This is a genomic window from Flavobacterium artemisiae (genome assembly GCF_042678225.1).
Lineage (GTDB): Bacteria > Bacteroidota > Bacteroidia > Flavobacteriales > Flavobacteriaceae > Flavobacterium > Flavobacterium artemisiae.
Window position 1 is genome coordinate 364,802 of record NZ_JBHUDZ010000002.1, and the last position, 20,404, is coordinate 385,205.

Sequence of the window (20,404 nt, forward strand, 5' to 3'; positions counted from 1 at the left end):
AGTTTTACAACTTTAAACGACTCGCTAAATTTTATCTAAGATATAAAGAATTCTGTTTTCAACCGTATCTTTTGGAACTTCAATAAGCTCGTAACCATATTTTTTATAAGTCTCAATAAGGTGTTCCTGAATTAAGACTGCCTGATCAAAATTTTCGTACCGTTCGGCATCACTTTGGTAAATTTCTTCCCAAGGTGGCAGGATAAAAGTTTTGGTATACTTATAGTCTTCACAGGCTTTAGTAAAATGTTCCGGATATTGGTCACCAATATAATCCATATAAGCAACAACGTCAGGAATTCCTCTGTCAATAAAAACAATAGTATCAGGCTCAGTAAGAGCATTTTTGTATTGATCAATTCGTCCTTCCAACAACATTTCGCTAAACAAAAGAGGCTGTTCCAAAAACAATTGTTCAATACCTTCTTGCTGCGCTTTCATGGTTACCTGTCTAGAAATTTCAGGATAGCAGCAATAACCGCGAGCCACTAGTTCGTTAATAAGAGTCGATTTTCCAGTTCCAGGTCCACCAAGCAGGACTATAATTTCTTTTTGCACTTTCTAAAAATAAAGCGCAAATTTACCTAAACTTATTAATATATAAAAAATAAAATTTGCTTTGAGCGAATGATTTCGCATTTTTTGCAGACATAGTTCCTGCTGTCCGCTTCAATCTTTTGCTTTTTAAAGAAAAAATAAAAGGATTTCCGCTTGCATCAGGGCTAAAAAGCCAACATGGTTTTGTTTTTGAATCTCACATTTCCCGCAAGATTTCAAATTCAAGTGAAGAGAAAAATAAATACCGACAAGGTTTTAAAAACCTTAAAGTATGCTAAAATATAAATTTGAATTTGAATTGCCGTTGGTTTTAACCAACGGATTTTAGAGGTCAAGAATTCGGCTTTAGCCAAATAATGGTAAGCAATAAAAAAGCTATACTAATTTATAAAGTCCCGCTAGGGATGACATATTTATAGAAAAAGGATAGACAATAAATGCTAAAGCTCCAGCGGGAGCGACATATTTTTTAAATAATTTATATGTCGCTCCCGCTGGAGCTTTTATTTGGTTCGAAAATGAATTTTCTATAAATATTTTGCTCCACTGGAGCAGTTTTTAAACGAAAATTTTATTTTCTATAATAATAGATTGAAATTGTTTTATCGGCTAAGTTCTTTTACATCATTAATTGCACCAATTGCTTCAAAAACTTCATCTTGATTTCGTTTTTCAGACCAGCCTTTTTTTGATAATTCAGCTCTAACTTCGTTTTCGGTTTTATCTTTTACAAAGTGATAAAAGGCAAAATCAACTACTTCTCCAGGAATTCTATTTAGTTGATAGGATGCAATGTTTGAAATTAACCTTAGCAAAGCAACATAATAGGTAATTACAAGTTGTAAAATCCAGCTGATTACTAATCCAATCCAGCCGGTGTTTATTTTTTTAATTGTTAATCCTTCTTCTAAAATAAGTTTTAAAAATGAAAGAAAGCCAATTCTCTCATAATTGTATTCTCTCAAGATTATTTCATACTGAAAATATTGATTTAAAGTATAAGTTAGAATTATCATTCCGATTAATAGATATTTCAGTTTTTGAAATTCAGTAAAGTTTGAAACTTGTATTAAATATTTTAATGAAAAGGCGAGTGCCAATCCTGCTAAAAATTCAAATAATCCAATTACATAAATTACGTTTACAGATATCTCAGCGATAATAAAAGCTAATAAAACAGAAGATAAAATGCCTCCAACTATTGGAATTACAAAATTAGGGATTTTTGCTTCCTTTGGTTGAGGCAGATTTTCGGGAATTACGTAATCATCCCAATTATTTTTTCTGTCAATTTCAATTTCTAATTTATTGAGAGCTTCTTTGTCGAAACTTTTTTCGGTTTCTTTAAATGCATGAATAAATAATTTAACCCTTTTTGAGTTTCTTCCATTGTCCCACATTTCATTTCCTAACGAATTACTTTTTACGAGAACTTTTCCGTGGTTGTAAGTAATTGAAATGGCTTCAGTCCATTTTTCAATGCCAAAACTATTTTCTTTTCTTTTTGCTTCAATAGTTTTATCATTTTTATACACTACATCCCAATTCAGGTTTTGAAATGTTTTTTCTGCTAATGATATGAATAATTTATCGTTTAAGTTTGTTCTAAATTCTTCTTCAAATTTTGGTGTCCAGCCAAAGCTGTGCTTTCTTGCAATTGTTTTTTCGTGATTTTTTAGGCTTTCTTCCATTAAATTTTACTGGTTGGTTTTTTGAGGCAGTTCTATATTAGTTTCTCATTGGAACAAAATAATGAAAAAAAATGCTCACAAAAAAAGTTTTCATTTATGCCTCTCCTGCGATATTAAGCTTAGAGTAATTGTGTTTGTTTAGATTTATTCTTACACTGATATTACAATTTCCGCCATCACTCATATCTATTAGTGAATATTTATATTCTGCTTCAATCCAAGAGTCTTTACAATAACAATTTATCAAAACTTCTTTTTCTTGTTTCTCATTTATAATAACAATACATTGTTTTACATATTGATTTATTTTTTTTAATAATAAAGCGTTTTTAGAAAAACATTTTTTTAAAATTTGATCTACTTCAGTTAATTCTTTTTGATTTAAATCGTAAGCTTTTATAATGTTAGGCTTGTAGTCAAAATAGTATCCGTAGAATTTTGGGTCAAAAGTAAAAAATGTATAATCTTTATGTTTTGTAAGATCTAATGCTGCTTTTTTTTGAAATATATTTTTAGTGATTTCAATTTTTAAAGGAGATTTGCCATCTACAAATTCGATAAAATTATTCTTAATTACGGCTTTTTTACTTTCGTTAAAACTAAACTTTATTGGTTTAAAGTAAAGAGTGTCATTTTTTAAGAAACAGGAACCTTCAAATTTTTCTTGTTTGTTATTATTAAGTTGATTTTTAACATGAATAAATGCATAAGTGCTGTCGGAATAGAATTCAAAATTCACGCTTCCTCCAAAATGATAATTATTTGAAGCTGTAATTTGTGATATTTTTTCTGTTTGGATTTTTTTAATATTTTCAGTATTGTGCAGAAAGAATGCAAAAAATGCTATGAATGATATTTTGAATTGTAGTTCCATTTTAAATTAATGTTTTAGAAAAAAATTAATCACAAAAAGAATATTTCGCAGGACCTTTTTTATTAGAAGGAAGAATCAAATGCGATTGAAACTTTTTTCCTTTCAAAACATCATTCACAAAATCCAAAACATATTGTTTTCCATCATGGAAAAGATAACCTGAAAATTCATGTCCGCCTCCGCAGAAAGTAATCAGTTCAATGTCTTTATGTAAATCATTCATTTGATTGTAAACCGCATAAGAGCCAAAAAGAATCAGCCAGCCAGAAGCATTAGTCGGGCAGGAGCGGTGCGAACCCGCCGCATATGGAACGGTATCGTCATTGTTTCCGTGCGCCAACAACATCGGAATCGCTTTTTCTTTTGTAATCAGATTAATGTCCTGAATCGCGCCCGAACCTCCGATAAAACCTTTGTATTTGAAGTTTTCTGGAAGGTTACTTTTGTACAAGTTCATTAATTTATAATCCCAAAAAGATGCGTGAAAACCAATTTCGGCTCCAGCACTAATTCCCGAGATAAAGATTTTAGAAGTATCTAAATTGTATTTGTTGGCATTTTCAATTAAAAATCCTGTTGCCTGCCACGTATCGCTTACGCCAATTTGAATCGCTTTTATTTTTTCGGTCAAAGTTCCTTTACAGCCAAAATCTTTTCCTTTCATATACAAACTGTACGAAATACTGGCAACAGCATAACCATTTTGCGCCATAAATTTCCCGAAATCTTTTTCGCTTGTACGTTCGCCGCCAGAAAATCCTCCTCCGAAGGCAAATACAATCAACGGAATTTTTTCACCAGCTTTTACTTTTGGTAAGTATAAATCTAAATCCAGTTTTAAAGTGTCATTTTGGAAATAAGTAAGTGTTTTAACTTCTTGGGCGTTGCTATTGTAAAAAGTGAAAAAGGTAAAAAGGAAGAAGACGATTTTTTTCATTGTGATTGTGTTTTAATCTCGCAAAGTCGCTGAGGCGCAAAGTTTTTGTTCAATATTGTCATTTCGACGACGAAGAAATCTCCATAAGAAATTCTACAGAAATTAGCTTCTCTTTACGGAGCTACTTGCGAAGATTTCTCCTTCGTCGAAATGACAAACAGTACGTTGTATATCTGCTTCTAGATGAACTTTTCGAAAAATATTTTATGTATTGTTTTTCTCAAATATAAGATGAAATTTCACAATCAAATAATCTTGTAAAGTTTTTTTCTTTGCACCTTTATGCCTTTGCAACTTTGTCCCTTTAAAACAAAGTTTTAAGCTCAAAAAAAATCTAAAATCTAAAATCAAAAGTCTAAAATCAAAACCGTATATTTGCGTTTATTTTTAATTACGAATGGAGAACGATAAAGAAAAAAACACCGCCGAATTTTACGAAAGATTAAAGGTTGAGTTAGATAACGCAAATACTTGGCCAGCAGAATATTTGTACAAGTTTATTGTGCCTTCTGTTGCCGATAATGTTGAGCGTGTCGAAAAAGCTTTTGATCGAATGGGTGCGGTTATTAAAACAACAAAATCTAAAACCGGTAAATTTACCAGCGTTTCTGTAGATGTTACGATGCACAGTTCAGACGATGTGATCAGTAAATACAAAGAAGTGTCTACAATAGAAGGTATAGTTTCATTATAACTTATGATCGAAAAATATAAAAGAGAAGCCGCAAGCGATGTTGTCTACAATTTAGAATACAATTCAGAAAGACAGCGTTTAATTATCCCAGAATATGGTCGTCATTTGCAAAAATTGATTGATCAGGCCACTGCTATTGAAGACGATGAAACGCGTAACAAAGCAGCAAAATATATTATTCAGGTAATGGGAAGTCTGAATCCGCATTTGCGTGATGTTCCAGATTTTCAGCATAAACTTTGGGATCAGCTTTTCATCATGTCTGATTTTAAATTGAATGTAGAATCGCCATATCCGATTCCGTCAAGAGAGGTTTTAGAATTAAAACCAGATGTTTTGCAATACCCGCAGAACTTTCCAAAATACAGATTTTACGGAAACAACATTAAATACATGATTGATGTTGCGAATAAATGGGAAGAAGGCGAAATGAAAAATGCATTGGTATTGGTAATTGCCAACCATATGAAAAAATCATTTTTGAGCTGGAACAAAGACACTGTAAAAGATGATGTTATTTTTGAACATTTATATGAATTGTCTGGAGGCAGAATCAACTTGTTAGAAAGTACAGAAGAGCTTTTAAACACAACAGATTTGATGCGTACGAATAAACGTATGTCTAATAAAACAGCTCCAGCAGGACAGCCAAAAATTCAGAATAACAAAAACAATAACAATAATAAAGGCGGTCAAAAAAAGACATTTCAAAAAAACAATAATCAGAAATAAAATAAGCTACTAAGTCTCTAAGCAACTAAGGTGCTGAGTTTTTTTACTTAGAATCTTAGTATCTCAGAATCTTAGAAACTTTGAAAGAACCTAAAAGAAATCTATGGGAATTTTTAAAATCGAAGGTGGAACACCTTTAAAAGGAGAGATCACTCCACAAGGAGCAAAGAATGAGGCATTACAAATTTTATGTGCCGTGCTGCTAACAGGAGAGAAAGTAAAAATTAATAACATTCCTGATATTATAGACATCAATAAATTAATCACTTTATTGGGGAATTTAGGGGTAAAAATTCAACGTAACGAACCAGGTTCAATCACTTTTCAAGCTGATGAGGTTAATGTTGGATATTTAGAAACAGAAGCTTTCAAAAAAGAAGGTGGAGCGCTTCGTGGTTCTATTATGATTGTTGGTCCGCTTTTGGCTCGTTTCGGGAAAGGATATATTCCAAAACCAGGTGGAGATAAAATCGGCCGTCGTAGATTAGATACTCACTTCGAAGGTTTTATCAATCTTGGAGCAAAATTTAGATACAACAGAGAAGATCATTTTTACGGAGTAGAATCTCCAGAAGAAGGACTTCAAGGAACAGATATGCTTCTTGACGAAGCTTCTGTAACAGGAACTGCAAATATTGTAATGGCTGCTGTTTTAGCAAAAGGAACAACTACAGTTTACAACGCTGCGTGTGAGCCTTATTTACAACAGTTATGTAAAATGTTGAACTCTATGGGAGCAAAAATCACTGGAGTTGGTTCTAACTTATTGACTATCGAAGGTGTTGAAAGTCTTGGCGGATGCGAGCACAGAATTCTTCCAGACATGATCGAAATCGGTTCTTGGATTGGTCTTGCGGCTATGACAAAAAGCGAAATCACGATCAAAAATGTAAGCTGGGAAAATTTAGGTTTGATTCCAAATACATTTAGAAAACTAGGTATTACAATCGAAAAACGTAATGACGATATTTACATTCCGGCTCACACAGACGGATATGAAGTAAAAACAGATATCGACGGTTCTATCTTAACAATTGCAGATGCGCCTTGGCCAGGATTTACACCTGACTTATTAAGTATCGTTTTGGTTGTGGCAACGCAGGCAAAAGGCGATGTTTTAATTCACCAAAAAATGTTCGAAAGCCGTTTATTCTTTGTGGATAAATTGATCGATATGGGAGCAAAAATCATGTTGTGTGATCCGCACAGAGCTGTGGTTATGGGACATAATTTTGAATCTCAATTGAAAGCAACAACAATGTCTTCTCCAGATATTCGTGCGGGAATCTCATTATTAATTGCTGCGCTTTCTGCAAAAGGAACTAGTACAATCCAAAATATCGAACAAATCGACCGTGGATACGAGCGTATCGATGAGCGTTTAAGAGCAATTGGAGCAAAAATCGTACGAGCGTAAAGTTATTAGTCACGAATTCAGGAATTTAAATCTTGAAAGATTATAGAAATAATTCGTGAATTCGTGGCGAAAAAAATAGTCTAAATGACAAACGAACAAAAAGCTATAAAAGCTACTTACTTTAGTATAGCTGGAAACACCTGCTTAGCCCTTGTAAAAGGTTTAGCAGGTTTTTTTGGCAATTCTTATGCCTTGATTGCCGATGCGATCGAATCAACGACGGATATATTTTCGTCTTGTCTCGTGCTTTTCGGAATCAAATATTCTAATAAACCAGCCGACGAAAATCATCCGTATGGTCATGGTCGCGCAGAACCTTTGATTACTTTTTTGGTTGTCGGATTTTTAATTACAACCGCCACAATTATTGGTTATGAAAGTATTGCCAATATTGGCACTTCGCATGAATTGCCTAAATCATGGACGTTATATGTTTTAGGAGCTATCATCATCTGGAAAGAATATTCTTTTAGAGTAGTAATGAACAGAAGCAAACAAACCAACAGTTCTGCTCTTGCTGCAGATGCTTGGCATCATAGAAGTGATGCAATTACTTCGGTTGCTGCGTTTGTCGGAATTTCTGTTGCTTTGATTATGGGTAAAGGTTACGAATCTGCAGATGACTGGGCGGCGCTTTTTGCGGCGTTTTTCATTTTATATAATAGTTATAAAATTTTCCGACCAGCACTTGGCGAAATCATGGATGAAAATCTAAATGATGATTTAGTCGAAGAAATTCGTGTTGTTTCCTCAACCGTTCCCGGAATTCTCGGAACAGAAAAATGTTATATCAGAAAAGCCGGAATGCGTTATCACGTTGATTTGCACGCGATAGTTTCTGCAAAAATTTCTGTAAAAGTAGGACATGATTTGTCACACAAACTTCAAGATACTTTAAAGGAACAAATTCCTCAATTAGGAAATGTTTTGATTCATATCGAGCCAGATGATTATCATTGAGTTTCTAAGTTTCTAAGATGCTAAGCTTCTAAGCTTCTAAGTGTCTGAGTATTGCTTTTATCAATCATAAGAAAGGTCCTTTTAAATAATATTTAAACGGACCTTTTTATACTTTATATTGCCACCAAGTTGAAAACTTAGAACCTTGGCATCTTAAAAGCTTAGTAGCTCAGAAGCTTAGTAACTTAGAACCTTAGTCTAATACATTCAAAATCTTCAAACCAAAAACAACTCCATTTTGTTGTATGCCGCTTTGGTAAGAGTGAACGTAATCTATTCTGAAGAATTTAAATTTTCCGAAACCTAGATTATCTAAACCAACTGTGAATTCGGTGTACGGATTCCTATCTGGTAATGCAAGCGAATGAAAACCAATGTTCATTGTCGATTTCAGAAGGTTTAACAACGGAATTTTATTCATAATAAAGCCGGTGTCATTGTATTCAGAATGAACTTCAAAATAGCTATCGTTAGTACTGTTAGTATAATACGGCATTAAATTAAAAACGTTTAAATATCGATCGCTTGTTCCAATATGAGTTTGGTTTCCGTTAAAATGTCTGTAATCAATAAAGGAGATATTTTCTGCATTAAAGAATTTTCCAGCTCTAAAATGAGTTCCTAAAACACCTTTATTTCCCAGTGCTAAATCGTATTGAATAGCAGCGCCGATTCTTTCGAATTCATATTTTTTTTCGCTTGCTGCAAAAGCTTTTTCGAAAACTAAGAAAACAGTCGGATATTTATCATTTTTAAAATTATATCTTCCGTCTGGTCTTGAAATATACTTATTGCCAAAGTTAATTTTGGCTGTTAAATTTGCTTTAAACAAATGATGCGGATCAAAAGCCGGTGTTTCAAAATCATTTGGCAATAACGGATTGTTTGACGAGTAAATATCATCTCTTTTAAAGAAAGAATAGTCAGTTGTGTTAAAAAGCGGTTTTCGCTGTTCATACGCGACTTTTGCATTCAAATTAACTCCGTTTGCAACATCTTGGGCATAGTTAACCTGAGCAAATTCTAAATTATAAAGCTTCATATAATTGTCTTTAAAAAACAAGGAACTTACAGTATTAACAAATTTACTTATAGGTTCGGCACTATTAAATTGTGCTGTTTTTGTTCCTCCAGAAATACCTATAGTTGCAAAATTAATGGTATTGAAACGATGAGAGAATTGTCCCGTTACGCGAAGTCTTTCATCCGAAAAGCCATAATTAAAAGTCGTGCTTATAGAAGTACTTTTTCCGTTTTCATCATTCCATTTTTTAAACGAAAAACCAGAATCCAAATTAAAGCCTTGCACAGTATTAAAACTTAAAGAAGTGATGTTTAGTAAACCATCATATTTAAAGGAATATTTATTAAAAGTGTTCTTGTAATCGTAACCACGTAGAATATCCCAGATTTTAAATTTATTGTTTTTAGCATCAATAGAATCGGTATATTTTTTAGATTTTCTAATGACTAAAAGACTGTCTTTTTTGGTGTAATCAACACTTTCTTCAATAGTTAACGGAATCGGACGAATTTCATTCCAAAAAGCATCATCTTTTTTGTTGGCATTCAATTCAAAAGCAACAATTTCGTTTCCAAAAGTCTTTTTCGCAAAAGAATCGGGGAATTCATAATTAGAATAGACATAATTAAACTGTCCAGAAAATTTTACACCAAATGCTCCTGCATTAAAAGTAAGTGTCTGTGCATTTTTTGTCCAAATTTTATTCTTCAAATTATAGCTGAAACTTTGTGTAACCGACATTGATTCTGTAAACTCATTTTTCATTCTATAACCCTTTATGTCAAGATCTAAAGCGTAAATGGCATAACTATCATCGACTATATAAATGTAGCCTTCAAAAACAGGTTCTTTATCTCTTTTTGGAATAACTTTTATTTTGTTAATCTGCTGCTTGTTATCGTCAAAAAAAGTCCCTTCAAGTTTGTATTTGTAATAGCTGAAAGCATTATCAGCAATCGGAGAAATCAAATTGATGTTAAACTCAATACTGTTATCGTAAAAATCATAAGTAGATAAGCTGGCGGTATTGTAGCTGTAACCTTTACTGCTGCCAGAAATTTTAGAAGCAATAATTTTTTCCTTTAATTTATTGGGTTTCTCATACGCGATCTGCGAAACGGTTTCAGATAGATATAAAATTCCAGTTCCAGTCGAATCAAGGTTGGAAGCCATATCTTCGCCCAAATCCACTTTTTGGCCCAAGATTTTTTTCGGAAGATCTTTTACTTTTAAAATTCCTTTCGAATAAAAATCGGCCGTAAAGCGAGCTGTTTTTTCAGAATTCTCTTTTTTATGAGCAATGGCTTTTTTTATGATTGCATTAGCAGGATTGCTTTTTGGATCTATAATAACTTCGTTTAGAGAGAAACTTTCTTCTGCCATTTTTACGTCTAAAACTATACTTTTTGAGTCTGTAGAAACCGTTATTTTTTGAGTTTTAAAACCTAAATATTGAAAAACAATTTTATTTTTTCCAACATCTTTTACCTGAAGTTGATATTTTCCTTGTTCATTCGAAGTGGTACCACGATAGGTATTCTCTTCAAAAACAGAAACAAATGGCAGCGGATTTCCTTTTTCATCCGTGATAGTTCCTTTGATTTGGGCGTTGCAGAAAAGAGAAAAAAGTAAAAAGGCAAATAGTATATGGTTTTTCATAAAGTATGTTTTCTCTAACAAAAATAAAGCATGGAAAAACGGAGATTATTAATTATTTGTTAAAAAAAATCTTATAAGAATGATTGTATAGCTAATTCATAGCTTTTTAGTCCAAATCCTAAAATAACACCTTTTGCATTTCCTGATAAATACGATTGGTGTCTAAAACTTTCGCGAGCATATGTATTTGAAATATGAACTTCTATAACTGGAGTCGTTACGGCTTTCATCGCGTCACCTAAACCTATTGAGGTATGAGTGTAAGCGCCGGCATTCAAAATAATTCCGTCAAAAGTAAAACCAACTTCCTGAATTTTTCCGATCAATTCGCCTTCAATGTTACTTTGGTAATAAGAAAGTTCGATATTTGGAAATTTCTCCTGAAGGATTTTGAAATAATCTTCAAAGGTCTGGCTTCCATAAACTTCAGGTTCTCTTTTTCCTAAAAGATTCAAATTCGGACCGTTGATAATGCAGATTTTCATAATGTAATTTAGATTAATTGTGAGGTATGTGAATTCTTTTTACTTTTTTAAAGTATTTCACTAGAATGTAAAAATAAAAAAACCGCTCCAATTAATAGAACGGTTTTTATAAAAGTATGTGATATTCTCTTAGAACATAAATCCTGCAGAGATTTGAAATACAGAGTTTTTAACATCTGCATTTTTAGAAGCTTCTGTTAATCCAATACCGTAACGGCCTTGTAAAAAGATGCTTTCAGTAAGTTTTACTCCTAATCCTGCGTTAAGACCAAACTCAAAAGTTTCTCCGTTCTTAATATCAAAGTCATTTCTTTCGCTAACTAAGAAAGAAGCTTGTGGACCAGCTTCAATGCTGAATGTCTTATTCAAATAAAATTTAGCCATTACTGGAATAGAGATATAACCTAATTCATTTTTAACGTCATCACTTACTTCGTCAAATTTGTAAGATGCTCCTGTTGTAGAATACAAAAGTTCTGGCTGAATAGAAAATTTATCAAGTAATTTTACTTCTGCAACTAGACCAGCGTGATAGCTAGTGATACCTTCTTTATCAATTGAATCTGGAAAATCTCCAGTTTGGTTAGCAAAGTTAACCCCTGCTTTAACTCCAATTTTTAATAACTGAGCTTGGACAGCTGCAGATGTTGCGATGAACAAAATAGCAGCTAAAATTATCTTTTTCATAAAAATGTTTTTTTAAGAGTTTGGTATTTTTTTAATGTCATTTACATTTCAAAACTACTTATTAGCCAATTTATTGTTTTATAGTTTAGATAAAATAGTTACTAAAATTCCCACTTATAAATGGTTAAAAGACTTGCGAATGCCTTATTTTGTTGATTTCTAGTGTATTCTGAAGAAAAATTGATTTGTCTTATTTTAATACTTTTTAATCTTCTCGGGGATTTTTTTTAATAGGCACAATCTTACTTTTGGATTAATTATTTAATCAAATAAATTCATAACAATGAAAAAAATTATTTTAGCTGCTATTGCAGTTATGACATTCGGATTTGCTAATGCACAAACAGGTGGTTACTCTAAAGGTGATGCTTTTATTTCTGGAGCATTTAATGTAGGTTCTCAAAAAACAGGAGATGCTAAAGCTAATGAATTTACTATCGAACCAAAAGTAGGATACTTTGTAAGTGAGAACATTGCTATCGGTGCAAAATTAGGTTTTGGATCTAATAAGATTGGTGAAGATAAAACGAATAGTTTTACTGCTGGAGCATTTGGTAGATATTACTTTACACCTGCTTCGCAATTTTCTGTGTATGGTCAAGCTGGTCTTGATTTTACTAATAGTAAAATTAAACCTGGTGATTATAAAGAAAACGAAGTTGGAGCTAACGTTGGTTTAGGTTTAAGCTATTTCTTGTCTAAGCACTTTGCTATTGAAGCTACTTGGTTAGGTTTAGGGTATAGTGTAAACAATAACGGAGGTCACGGTGCAGAAAAATCTAACAATTTCAATTTCGGTACTGACTTAAGAGCTGTAAATTTTGGAGTAGTTTACAAGTTCTAAAAATTAATTTACAATTAGTTTCTCTAAAGGCCTTTCTCATTTGAGAAAGGCTTTTTTCTTATTTTTTTATTCGGTTTTTTCAGGTGACAAGTAGTTGTCATTCAAATGGATAATCAATTACTTTTTTGACTTTTTATGATAATTTAATGTAGTTTTTTCAAAAATAAAAAGCCTTCTTTTTGACTCTGATTTTTAACGTTGTATTTTGTACATAGCACGTTTTCTTGTATTTACGCCATTATTTGTTAAAAAGCAAATATTTTTTTAATAAGTATAATTTTATATTTGTTGGTAAATTAATTTTAACCCATAAAGCAAATTAGAATGAAAAGAATAATTTTAACTGCCATCGCGGTAATGGCGTTTGCATTTACGAATGCACAGCAAACTCGATTTGGAGTAAAAGGGGGTCTTAACGTAGCATCTTTTGCAGGAGGTAATTATTGGGATGCTAAATCTTTAGTAGGGTTTCATGTTGGAGCTTTTGCAGAGATTAAAGTTATTGAAAGATTGGCAATTCAGCCCGAAGTTTTATTTTCAGCACAAGGAGCAAAACTTGAAGGTCCTTTAGATTCAGATTTTGATGCTAAATTAAACTATATTAATGTTCCTGTCTTAGCAAAGTTTTTTATTACAAAGAAATTTACAGTTGAAGCTGGACCACAAATTGGTTTCTTAGTATCGGCGAAGCATGATGATGATGATGCAAAAGATCTGTATAAATCTACGGATTTCGGATTTAATTTTGGGGCAGGCTATAATTTTACCGATGATCTTTCTGTAGGTCTTCGTTACACTGTAGGTTTCTCTAATGTAGCAGATTATGAAAGTGAGGATTTTGATGAATATCTTGACAGTCCTAAAAATAGCGTATTAGCTTTATCATTAGCATATAAATTCTAAATAATGCCAGCTTAAAATATTAAAAGCCTTCCTCTATCAAGGAAGGTTTTTTTATGCAAAAAAATGATTTACTTTGTGAATATGAATTGGAATCGGTACATAAAAGATTATCAGTCTTATTTGAGAATTGAACGAGGTTTGTCAAAGAATACAATCGAGAATTATGGTTTTGATATCGAGCGCTTGTGCCTTTTTTTAGAAACTAATCAAATAGATGTTTCACCTGTAAAAATTACAGACGAAACAGTTCAAGACTTTATTTATACAGTTTCAAAAGAAGTAAACCCAAGGTCTCAGGCTAGAATAATTTCAGGACTTAAAAGTTTTTTTAATTATCTCGTTTTTGAAGATTATAGAAATGATAATCCGCTTGAGTTGATAGAATCGCCTAAAACTGGGCGTAAACTTCCGGATACATTAGTTGTGGAAGAAATAGATGCATTAATAGAAGCAATTGATTTAAGTACTAATGAAGGCGAAAGAAACCGAGCGATGCTGGAAACCCTGTACGGTTGCGGTTTACGAGTTTCTGAATTGATTTCTTTGAAAATTTCGGACTTATTTTTTGAAGAAGGTTTTATAAAAATCACTGGAAAAGGAAATAAAGAGCGCTTTGTGCCGATAGGAAGACTTACGCAAAAATATATCGAATTGTATCAAAAAGAAATTAGACCGAATGTAAATGTAAAAAAAGGCTGTGAAGATACTTTGTTTTTAAACCGCAGAGGAAATCAGCTTACAAGAGCAATGGTTTTTACGATTATTAAAGATTTGGCTTCTAAAATCGGTCTAAAAAAAAATATCAGTCCACATACGCTTCGACATTCTTTTGCGACACATTTGTTAGAAAATGGAGCAGATTTAAGATCCATCCAATTAATGCTGGGACATGAGTCTATTACAACAACAGAAATTTATGTTCATTTGGATCGTAGGTTTTTGAAAGAAATTATGAACAGTTTTCATCCTAGAAGGTAGATTTTCTCAATAATTCCCATATTTTATTGTGGAAATTGATATATTGTGTTAAATTTTTATTTTAATGAGAATGTAATAAGCAATATAACTTTTGTTTGTTCGTTTTTTAAGAGAAAAAGTTTGAGATTATCTAACTAAAAAAGTACTATATGGTTTTTGACTTATATGGAAATGATGATTGTTTGGAGGTGAATAAGTTTTACCGCAAACTGCTGGCTGAAATGCCTGACTTACTTTTTCAATTTGTTATCGATAAAGACAATAATTATTCTTTTCCTCTAGTAAGTAAATCTGCAGATGATATATTTGAGCTTACTGTTGAGGAATTTACAAACGAAATTAAGTTTATAATCTACGATAGAATTTTACTGCAAGACCGTGAGTTGTTTTTTCAGTCTTTGGTTAAAGCTAGAAAAGAGATTAAACCTTGGGAGGTAGAATTTCGAGCTTTACTGCCTAAAAAAGGAATCAGGTGGTTTAAGGTTTCATCTAAAACAGAATCACTTCCTGAAGGCAATGTTGTTTTTTATGGTCATGTTTCTGATATAACCGAATTAAAAGATAAAGAAGAAAAACTTCGCATCTCCGAAGAACGTTTTCAGTTTGCGTTAGATGCTTCTACAGCTGGTGTTTGGGATTGGGATATGGTAACTAATAGTGTTTTTTACTCGTCGCTATCGCTTAAAATTTTAGAGTTAGAATCTACTGATATTTTTGATGATCCCGAGCGATGGGATAAAATTGTGCATCCAGACGATCTTCCAAAATACTATTCTGATATACAAGAGCATTTTGATAATAAGATTCCGTATTACGAGAATTACCATCGTGTAATGACTTCAAGCGGTAATTACAAATGGATTCTGGATCGTGGCAAAGTAATTAAACGTGATGAAAACGGAAAGCCGCTGCGTGTGATCGGGACGCATACGGATGTTTCTTTGCAAAAGGAAAAAGAACTCGAGCTTATTAAGACAATGAAATTATACAGCGATCAAAATAGCCGCTTGTTGAATTTTTCACATATAGTTTCGCATAATCTGAATACGCAGGCAGGAAATATTAAGTCTATTCTTGATTTTATTGATGCTGACGTAGACAAAGGGACGGTTCCTGAAATGTTAGAACATTTGAGAACCGTTTCAAATGATTTGAATGAGACGATTTCTAATTTAACCCAAATTGTAAAAACGCAGAGTAATATCAATATTGCGGTAGAACAGCTTAAACTATGTGAATATATCGAAAAAACAATTTTGGTCATTAAAGGCTATGATAAACACCAAAATGTGACTATTGTAAACAATGTGCCGAAATATTTGACGATTAATTTTAATCCGGCATATTTAGAAAGTGTTTTGCTCAATTTTACAACCAATGCGATAAAATATGCGCATCCGGATAGAGATCCTGTTATAAGCTTTGATTTTGCAATTGAACCGGAAGGTTATAAATCGCTCAAAATTACAGATAATGGTTTAGGAATTGATTTAAAAATTTACGGCGATCTGCTTTTCGGAATGTATAAAACCTTTCACAGGCACGAAGAAGCGCGAGGTATTGGATTGTACATAACCAGAAATCAGATTGAAGCGATGAAAGGAACTGTTGAAGTAGAAAGTGAGGTTGGAGTAGGGACTAGCTTTAAAATTATTTTTAATGATATGTAAAGCTTTATAAAAGAACATAAAAAAAGGCTGTCAATTGACAGCCTTTTTTTATTCTTATGTTGTGTTAGATTACTTCGCAATATTTACTGCTCTTGTTTCTCTAATTACAGTAACTTTTACCTGTCCAGGATAAGTCATTTCTGTTTGAATTTTTTGTGAAATTTCAAATGATAAGTTTGCAGCATTATCATCAGAAACTTTTTCGCTTTCTACAATTACACGTAATTCTCTACCAGCTTGAATTGCGTAAGCATTTTTTACACCGCTGAAACCGTAAGCGACATCTTCAAGATCTTTTAGACGCTGAATGTAAGAATCTAAAACCTGACGTCTTGCACCTGGTCTAGCTCCAGAAATAGCATCACAAACCTGAATAATTGGAGAAAGCAATGATTTCATTTCGATCTCATCGTGGTGCGCTCCAATTGCGTTGCAAACCTCTTCTTTTTCACCATATTTTTCTGCCCACTGCATTCCTAAAAGTGCGTGAGGTAAATCACTTTCTGTATCTGGCACTTTACCAATATCGTGAAGTAAACCAGCTCTTTTGGCTAATTTTACATTCAATCCTAATTCAGCAGCCATGATACCGCAAAGTTTAGAAACTTCTCTTGAGTGCTGTAATAAGTTTTGTCCGTAAGAAGAACGGTATTTCATTCTTCCAACAACTTTAATTAATTCTGGATGTAAACCGTGAATTCCTAAGTCGATAACAGTACGTTTACCAACTTCGATAATTTCGTCATCAATTTGTTTAGTTGTTTTAGCAACAACTTCTTCAATTCTAGCAGGGTGAATACGTCCGTCAGTTACTAATTTGTGTAAAGACAAACGGGCAATTTCTCTACGAACCGGATCAAAACAAGAAAGGATAATTGCTTCTGGTGTATCGTCAACAATGATTTCAACTCCAGTTGCCGATTCAAGTGCTCTAATGTTACGACCTTCACGACCAATAATACGTCCTTTTACGTCGTCAGATTCGATATTGAAAACAGAAACACAGTTTTCTACCGCTTCTTCAGTTCCAACTCTTTGAATAGTGTTGATGATTACCTTTTTAGCTTCTTGCTGTGCCGTAAGTTTAGCCTCTTCAATAGTTTCTTGAATATGAGACATAGCTTTAGTTTTAGCTTCAGCTTTTAAACCTTCAACCAATTGTTCTTTTGCTTCCTCTGCAGAAAGACCAGAGATTACTTCTAATTGTTGTAATTGGCTTTTGTGAAGTCTGTCAACTTCAGCTTGTTTTTTATCTAGAACCTCAATTTTGTTGTTGTATTCGGCAGTTTTAGCTTCAAAATCATCATTTACTTTTTTAGCTTTAGATAATTCATTAGAAACCTGAGATTCTTTATCGCGTACACGTTTTTCTACTTCGGCTACTTTTTTGTCGCGTGCCAAAATAACTTGTTCGTGTTCGGATTTTAGTTCGATAAAACGCTCTTTAGCTTGAAGGATTTTATCTTTTTTAATATTTTCAGCTTCTAGGTTAGCATCTTTTAAGATAGAAGCAGCTTCCTTTTTAGCGTTTTTAATTAAGTTTGAAATATTACTTTTCTCGATAATTTTAGCTATTGCAAAACCTGCCGCAATACCTACAATACCAATAATGATCGTTATGATGTCCATGTTTGTTAAGGTTTATATATAAAAAAAGCCTACATTAATTGCTTGTATAAACTCGTAAAGACAAGTTTTGAGCTAACTCACTGTTCAAGTTTCCCAGCCAAAAGGAGGGCATACTATAGTAGCGACGATTTGCTCATTCTAAATTGTTAGTGTTGAGTTTACCAATTGTGAACTAATGTAGGCAGTATCTTAGTTTCTTGTAAAGAACGTTTATTTTTCGAGATATTGATCTAAAAGCAGGTTTAATTTTTTAATTCGTTCGATAGTTTCATCTCCATCGATTTCGTTGTCAATTTGTTTTTGTTCTACTTGTGATGCAAATTGCAGTGCACACATAGCCAGTACATCTTGTTTGTCGCGAACAGCATAGCTTTCTTCGAATTGCTTGATCATAGCATCAATTTTTTTTGAAGCACTTCTAAGTCCTTCTTCCTGAGATGGTTCAACCGTTAAAGGGTAAACGCGGTCTGCAATTGATATTTTGATTCTTAGCTTTCCGTCCATGTTGTTAATCTGATAGTTGTGCTATACAGTAATCAATTTCGCGAATTAATGAATTTATTTTAAGCTTTGTCTCTCTCTTGTTATTGTCGCTGCCAAGTAACGAATTGGCTACCTTAAGTGTCTCATATTGCTTCTTCAAAGCCTCCATTTCTTCAGATTGTTTCTGGATAATTTGCACAGCTTTGGCTAATTCTAATCGTAAATCCTGATTGTTTTTTTCTAAAGCTTTTGATTTTTCAAAAAGCTTTTCGATTTTATATTCAAGAGTATCAATTATTTCCGCAATTACACTCATTATAAATCCTATTCATTACTTAATCATACAAAGTTAGTATTCCTTTTTATTAATGCAATTTTTTCTCGATTTTTTTGCGTTAAAAATAATCAAATTGATGAATTTCAGTTAATTGTGTTTTTAGTCCTATTATGGTAGTTTTTGGCCTGTTAATTTTTTATCTTAGCAAAAATGTTGTTTATGAGATTTTCTGTACTTACCCTTTTGATTACTAATTTTATTTTTGCTCAGACGCAGTATCCCAAAGATTATTTTCGACCGCCACTAGATATTCCGATGCAGCTTTCGGGCAATTTTGGAGAGTTAAGACCCAATCATTTTCATGCTGGTTTCGATTTAAAAACCAATCAAAGAGAAGGATTGAATGTATATGCGGTTGCCGATGGATATGTTTCGCGAATTAAAATTTCGACTTTTGGAAACGGAAAATGTATTTACATCACGCATCCTAATGGGTATACATCTGTGTATGGACATTTGCAGACTCCCACGGGATCAATTTTAGAATATGTTAAAAAAGAACATTATAAAGCCCAAGCTTATGAAATCGAATTGTTTCCTAAACCAGAAGAACTTCCAGTAACAAAAGGGCAGATTATTGGACTTTCGGGAAATACAGGTTCATCAGAAGGACCTCATTTGCATTTTGAATTTCGTGATACAAAAACCGAATTTGTAATCAACCCGATTTTCTTTGGCTTTGACCAAAATATTAAAGATACCAAAAAGCCGACTTTATCTAGTTTGTATGTTTATCCTTTGGATAATGCAACTGTGAATCAATCAAAACAGCCTTTGTTGTTAAGTATGGCGCTTCAAAAAGACGGAACTTATCTGGCTTCTAAAGTAAAAGCCAATGGAAAAATTGGTTTCGGAATCAACGCTGTAGATACAGATGATGTTTCGCATAATAAAAATGGAGTATTTAATGTCTCTGCATTTTTAAATGGAAATCCGAATTATAATTATCAATTCAATACGTATTCTTTTGATGAGATGCGCTACATCAATGCTTTTATTGATTATCAGCGTTATAAAAAAACGGGACAGCGTGTTCAGAAATTGTTTATGAAGACACCTTTCGCGTTAAGCATCATTCATACTGACGCTTTGAGAGGAATAATTACCGCAGAACCCAATCTAGCTTCGTCTTACAGGATCGAGGTTTCGGATTATTTTGGGAATTTAAATTCAGTTACGATTCCCATAGAATATGATACTGCAACACCTCTTGTGGAATCAGAACCTGTAACGGGAAAGTATTTTGTAAAATACGACAGAGATACCAATTTTGAAAAAGATAATATGTCTGTATTCTTTCCTGCAGGTACTTTTTACGAAGATTTTAATATGAACTTTGACGTAAAAAACAACAAAGTTTATATTCACGACGATACTGTTCCGGTACATTCTAATTTTACGATCACGATAAAAGATTCGCTTTATCCAGAATCTTTGCGAGATAAACTTTACATCGCAAAAGGAACAAGTCATAACGGAACTTTAAGAAATGGAAATGTTTTTACTGCAAAAGCAAAAATATTGGGTACGTATGGTTTGGTCTTAGATACTATTGCTCCAGTAATAAAAATTGCGAAGCCTATTGAAGGAAAGTGGATAAGCGATCAAAAGAAAATTGATTTTACAATCGGCGATTCACTATCTGGAATAAAATCTTATAACGGATATATTAACGGAAACTGGGTTTTATTTGAATATGAAAATAAAGCCAGAAGAATAACACATACTTTTGATGATGCTCTTTTAAATGAAGGTGCGAATGATTTAAAAATAGAAGTTGTTGATAATGTAGGAAATACTACTATCTTTGAAACTCATTTTTTTAGAAGTCAACAAAAATAA

The 20,404-nt window shown here is 32.8% G+C and carries 19 protein-coding genes; 9 read left to right on the forward strand and 10 right to left on the reverse strand.

Annotation, left to right across the window (positions count from 1 at the left end):
• Positions 1 to 24: 24 nt before the first annotated feature.
• From ACFSC2_RS03545 to ACFSC2_RS03560, 4 genes are all read right to left on the reverse strand, one after another.
• Positions 25 to 558 (reverse strand): AAA family ATPase, encoded by a 534-nt coding sequence (locus tag ACFSC2_RS03545; RefSeq protein ID WP_379816237.1) that lies wholly within the window; start codon positions 556 to 558, stop codon positions 25 to 27.
• 602 nt (positions 559 to 1,160) lie between these two features.
• A complete protein-coding gene (locus ACFSC2_RS03550) occupies positions 1,161 to 2,249 on the reverse strand; it encodes a hypothetical protein (protein ID WP_379816238.1) in 1,089 nt (362 codons plus the stop codon).
• 94 nt (positions 2,250 to 2,343) lie between these two features.
• The gene (locus ACFSC2_RS03555; RefSeq protein WP_379816239.1) at positions 2,344 to 3,123 is read right to left on the reverse strand and encodes a hypothetical protein; all 780 of its coding nucleotides are present in this window, start codon (positions 3,121 to 3,123) and stop codon (positions 2,344 to 2,346) included.
• A gap of 25 nt (positions 3,124 to 3,148) precedes the next feature.
• Complete coding sequence (locus tag ACFSC2_RS03560; RefSeq protein ID WP_379816240.1) at positions 3,149 to 4,060, reverse strand: alpha/beta hydrolase family protein; 912 nt, start codon at positions 4,058 to 4,060, stop codon at positions 3,149 to 3,151.
• A 397-nt stretch (positions 4,061 to 4,457) separates the two neighbouring features.
• Here ACFSC2_RS03560 and ACFSC2_RS03565 point away from each other — a divergent pair, with 397 nt between their 5' ends.
• From ACFSC2_RS03565 to ACFSC2_RS03580, 4 genes are all read left to right on the forward strand, one after another.
• Entirely contained in the window at positions 4,458 to 4,754 is a 297-nt protein-coding gene (locus ACFSC2_RS03565; protein ID WP_066033683.1) for a DUF493 family protein, read from the forward strand.
• Between the two features lie 3 nt (positions 4,755 to 4,757).
• Positions 4,758 to 5,486, forward strand: a complete 729-nt coding sequence (locus ACFSC2_RS03570) for a DUF4290 domain-containing protein (RefSeq protein WP_379816241.1) — start codon at positions 4,758 to 4,760, stop codon at positions 5,484 to 5,486.
• Between the two features lie 103 nt (positions 5,487 to 5,589).
• On the forward strand, positions 5,590 to 6,903 hold the full coding sequence (gene murA / locus ACFSC2_RS03575) for a UDP-N-acetylglucosamine 1-carboxyvinyltransferase (RefSeq protein WP_379816242.1): 1,314 nt from the start codon (positions 5,590 to 5,592) through the stop codon (positions 6,901 to 6,903).
• A gap of 84 nt (positions 6,904 to 6,987) precedes the next feature.
• Positions 6,988 to 7,863 carry a cation diffusion facilitator family transporter gene (locus tag ACFSC2_RS03580; protein ID WP_379816243.1) on the forward strand — a complete coding sequence of 292 codons (876 nt, stop codon included), beginning with the start codon at positions 6,988 to 6,990 and terminating at the stop codon, positions 7,861 to 7,863.
• A 193-nt stretch (positions 7,864 to 8,056) separates the two neighbouring features.
• Here the strand turns inward: ACFSC2_RS03580 and ACFSC2_RS03585 are convergent, their stop codons facing one another.
• The 3 genes from ACFSC2_RS03585 to ACFSC2_RS03595 form a co-directional block, all read right to left on the reverse strand.
• Positions 8,057 to 10,546: a DUF5686 and carboxypeptidase regulatory-like domain-containing protein gene (locus ACFSC2_RS03585; protein ID WP_379816244.1), complete on the reverse strand. Its 2,490-nt coding sequence runs from the start codon at positions 10,544 to 10,546 to the stop codon at positions 8,057 to 8,059.
• Positions 10,547 to 10,617: 71 nt separating this feature from the next.
• Positions 10,618 to 11,031 carry a type II 3-dehydroquinate dehydratase gene (gene aroQ / locus ACFSC2_RS03590; protein ID WP_379816245.1) on the reverse strand — a complete coding sequence of 138 codons (414 nt, stop codon included), beginning with the start codon at positions 11,029 to 11,031 and terminating at the stop codon, positions 10,618 to 10,620.
• A 129-nt stretch (positions 11,032 to 11,160) separates the two neighbouring features.
• Positions 11,161 to 11,718: a porin family protein gene (locus tag ACFSC2_RS03595; protein WP_379816246.1), complete on the reverse strand. Its 558-nt coding sequence runs from the start codon at positions 11,716 to 11,718 to the stop codon at positions 11,161 to 11,163.
• Positions 11,719 to 12,001: 283 nt separating this feature from the next.
• Between ACFSC2_RS03595 and ACFSC2_RS03600 the strand changes: the two genes are divergently transcribed.
• The 4 genes from ACFSC2_RS03600 (at position 12,002) to ACFSC2_RS03615 (ending at position 16,113) form a co-directional block, all read left to right on the forward strand.
• Positions 12,002 to 12,562 carry an outer membrane beta-barrel protein gene (locus ACFSC2_RS03600; protein WP_379816247.1) on the forward strand — a complete coding sequence of 187 codons (561 nt, stop codon included), beginning with the start codon at positions 12,002 to 12,004 and terminating at the stop codon, positions 12,560 to 12,562.
• A gap of 324 nt (positions 12,563 to 12,886) precedes the next feature.
• Positions 12,887 to 13,465, forward strand: a complete 579-nt coding sequence (locus ACFSC2_RS03605; protein WP_379816248.1) for a porin family protein — start codon at positions 12,887 to 12,889, stop codon at positions 13,463 to 13,465.
• Positions 13,466 to 13,546: 81 nt separating this feature from the next.
• A complete protein-coding gene (gene xerD, locus ACFSC2_RS03610; protein WP_379816365.1) occupies positions 13,547 to 14,443 on the forward strand; it encodes a site-specific tyrosine recombinase XerD in 897 nt (298 codons plus the stop codon).
• A gap of 149 nt (positions 14,444 to 14,592) precedes the next feature.
• Complete coding sequence (locus tag ACFSC2_RS03615; protein WP_379816250.1) at positions 14,593 to 16,113, forward strand: PAS domain-containing sensor histidine kinase; 1,521 nt, start codon at positions 14,593 to 14,595, stop codon at positions 16,111 to 16,113.
• Positions 16,114 to 16,182: 69 nt separating this feature from the next.
• On the opposite strand, the gene rny is transcribed toward ACFSC2_RS03615, so the two are convergent.
• The 3 genes from rny to ACFSC2_RS03630 form a co-directional block, all read right to left on the reverse strand.
• Positions 16,183 to 17,742, reverse strand: coding sequence for a ribonuclease Y (rny, locus tag ACFSC2_RS03620; RefSeq protein ID WP_379816251.1), 1,560 nt, complete (start codon positions 17,740 to 17,742; stop codon positions 16,183 to 16,185).
• Between the two features lie 210 nt (positions 17,743 to 17,952).
• A complete protein-coding gene (locus ACFSC2_RS03625) occupies positions 17,953 to 18,246 on the reverse strand; it encodes a cell division protein ZapA (protein WP_379816252.1) in 294 nt (97 codons plus the stop codon).
• A gap of 4 nt (positions 18,247 to 18,250) precedes the next feature.
• Positions 18,251 to 18,541: a hypothetical protein gene (locus ACFSC2_RS03630; RefSeq protein WP_379816253.1), complete on the reverse strand. Its 291-nt coding sequence runs from the start codon at positions 18,539 to 18,541 to the stop codon at positions 18,251 to 18,253.
• Positions 18,542 to 18,721: 180 nt separating this feature from the next.
• Between ACFSC2_RS03630 and ACFSC2_RS03635 the strand changes: the two genes are divergently transcribed.
• On the forward strand, positions 18,722 to 20,404 hold the full coding sequence (locus ACFSC2_RS03635) for a M23 family metallopeptidase (RefSeq protein ID WP_379816254.1): 1,683 nt from the start codon (positions 18,722 to 18,724) through the stop codon (positions 20,402 to 20,404).

What these genes read in the sequence shown, in the direction of transcription:
- ACFSC2_RS03550 (WP_379816238.1), bottom strand. Translation starts at nt 2,249, where the DNA reads ATGGAAGAAAGCCTAAAAAATCACGAAAAAACAATTGCAAGAAAGCAC.
- ACFSC2_RS03555 (WP_379816239.1), bottom strand. Translation starts at nt 3,123, where the DNA reads ATGGAACTACAATTCAAAATATCATTCATAGCATTTTTTGCATTCTTT.
- ACFSC2_RS03560 (WP_379816240.1), bottom strand. Translation starts at nt 4,060, where the DNA reads ATGAAAAAAATCGTCTTCTTCCTTTTTACCTTTTTCACTTTTTACAAT.
- ACFSC2_RS03565 (WP_066033683.1), top strand. Translation starts at nt 4,458, where the DNA reads ATGGAGAACGATAAAGAAAAAAACACCGCCGAATTTTACGAAAGATTA.
- ACFSC2_RS03570 (WP_379816241.1), top strand. Translation starts at nt 4,758, where the DNA reads ATGATCGAAAAATATAAAAGAGAAGCCGCAAGCGATGTTGTCTACAAT.
- murA (WP_379816242.1), top strand. Translation starts at nt 5,590, where the DNA reads ATGGGAATTTTTAAAATCGAAGGTGGAACACCTTTAAAAGGAGAGATC.
- ACFSC2_RS03580 (WP_379816243.1), top strand. Translation starts at nt 6,988, where the DNA reads ATGACAAACGAACAAAAAGCTATAAAAGCTACTTACTTTAGTATAGCT.
- ACFSC2_RS03585 (WP_379816244.1), bottom strand. Translation starts at nt 10,546, where the DNA reads ATGAAAAACCATATACTATTTGCCTTTTTACTTTTTTCTCTTTTCTGC.
- aroQ (WP_379816245.1), bottom strand. Translation starts at nt 11,031, where the DNA reads ATGAAAATCTGCATTATCAACGGTCCGAATTTGAATCTTTTAGGAAAA.
- ACFSC2_RS03595 (WP_379816246.1), bottom strand. Translation starts at nt 11,718, where the DNA reads ATGAAAAAGATAATTTTAGCTGCTATTTTGTTCATCGCAACATCTGCA.
- ACFSC2_RS03600 (WP_379816247.1), top strand. Translation starts at nt 12,002, where the DNA reads ATGAAAAAAATTATTTTAGCTGCTATTGCAGTTATGACATTCGGATTT.
- ACFSC2_RS03605 (WP_379816248.1), top strand. Translation starts at nt 12,887, where the DNA reads ATGAAAAGAATAATTTTAACTGCCATCGCGGTAATGGCGTTTGCATTT.
- xerD (WP_379816365.1), top strand. Translation starts at nt 13,547, where the DNA reads ATGAATTGGAATCGGTACATAAAAGATTATCAGTCTTATTTGAGAATT.
- ACFSC2_RS03615 (WP_379816250.1), top strand. Translation starts at nt 14,593, where the DNA reads ATGGTTTTTGACTTATATGGAAATGATGATTGTTTGGAGGTGAATAAG.
- rny (WP_379816251.1), bottom strand. Translation starts at nt 17,742, where the DNA reads ATGGACATCATAACGATCATTATTGGTATTGTAGGTATTGCGGCAGGT.
- ACFSC2_RS03625 (WP_379816252.1), bottom strand. Translation starts at nt 18,246, where the DNA reads ATGGACGGAAAGCTAAGAATCAAAATATCAATTGCAGACCGCGTTTAC.
- ACFSC2_RS03630 (WP_379816253.1), bottom strand. Translation starts at nt 18,541, where the DNA reads ATGAGTGTAATTGCGGAAATAATTGATACTCTTGAATATAAAATCGAA.
- ACFSC2_RS03635 (WP_379816254.1), top strand. Translation starts at nt 18,722, where the DNA reads ATGAGATTTTCTGTACTTACCCTTTTGATTACTAATTTTATTTTTGCT.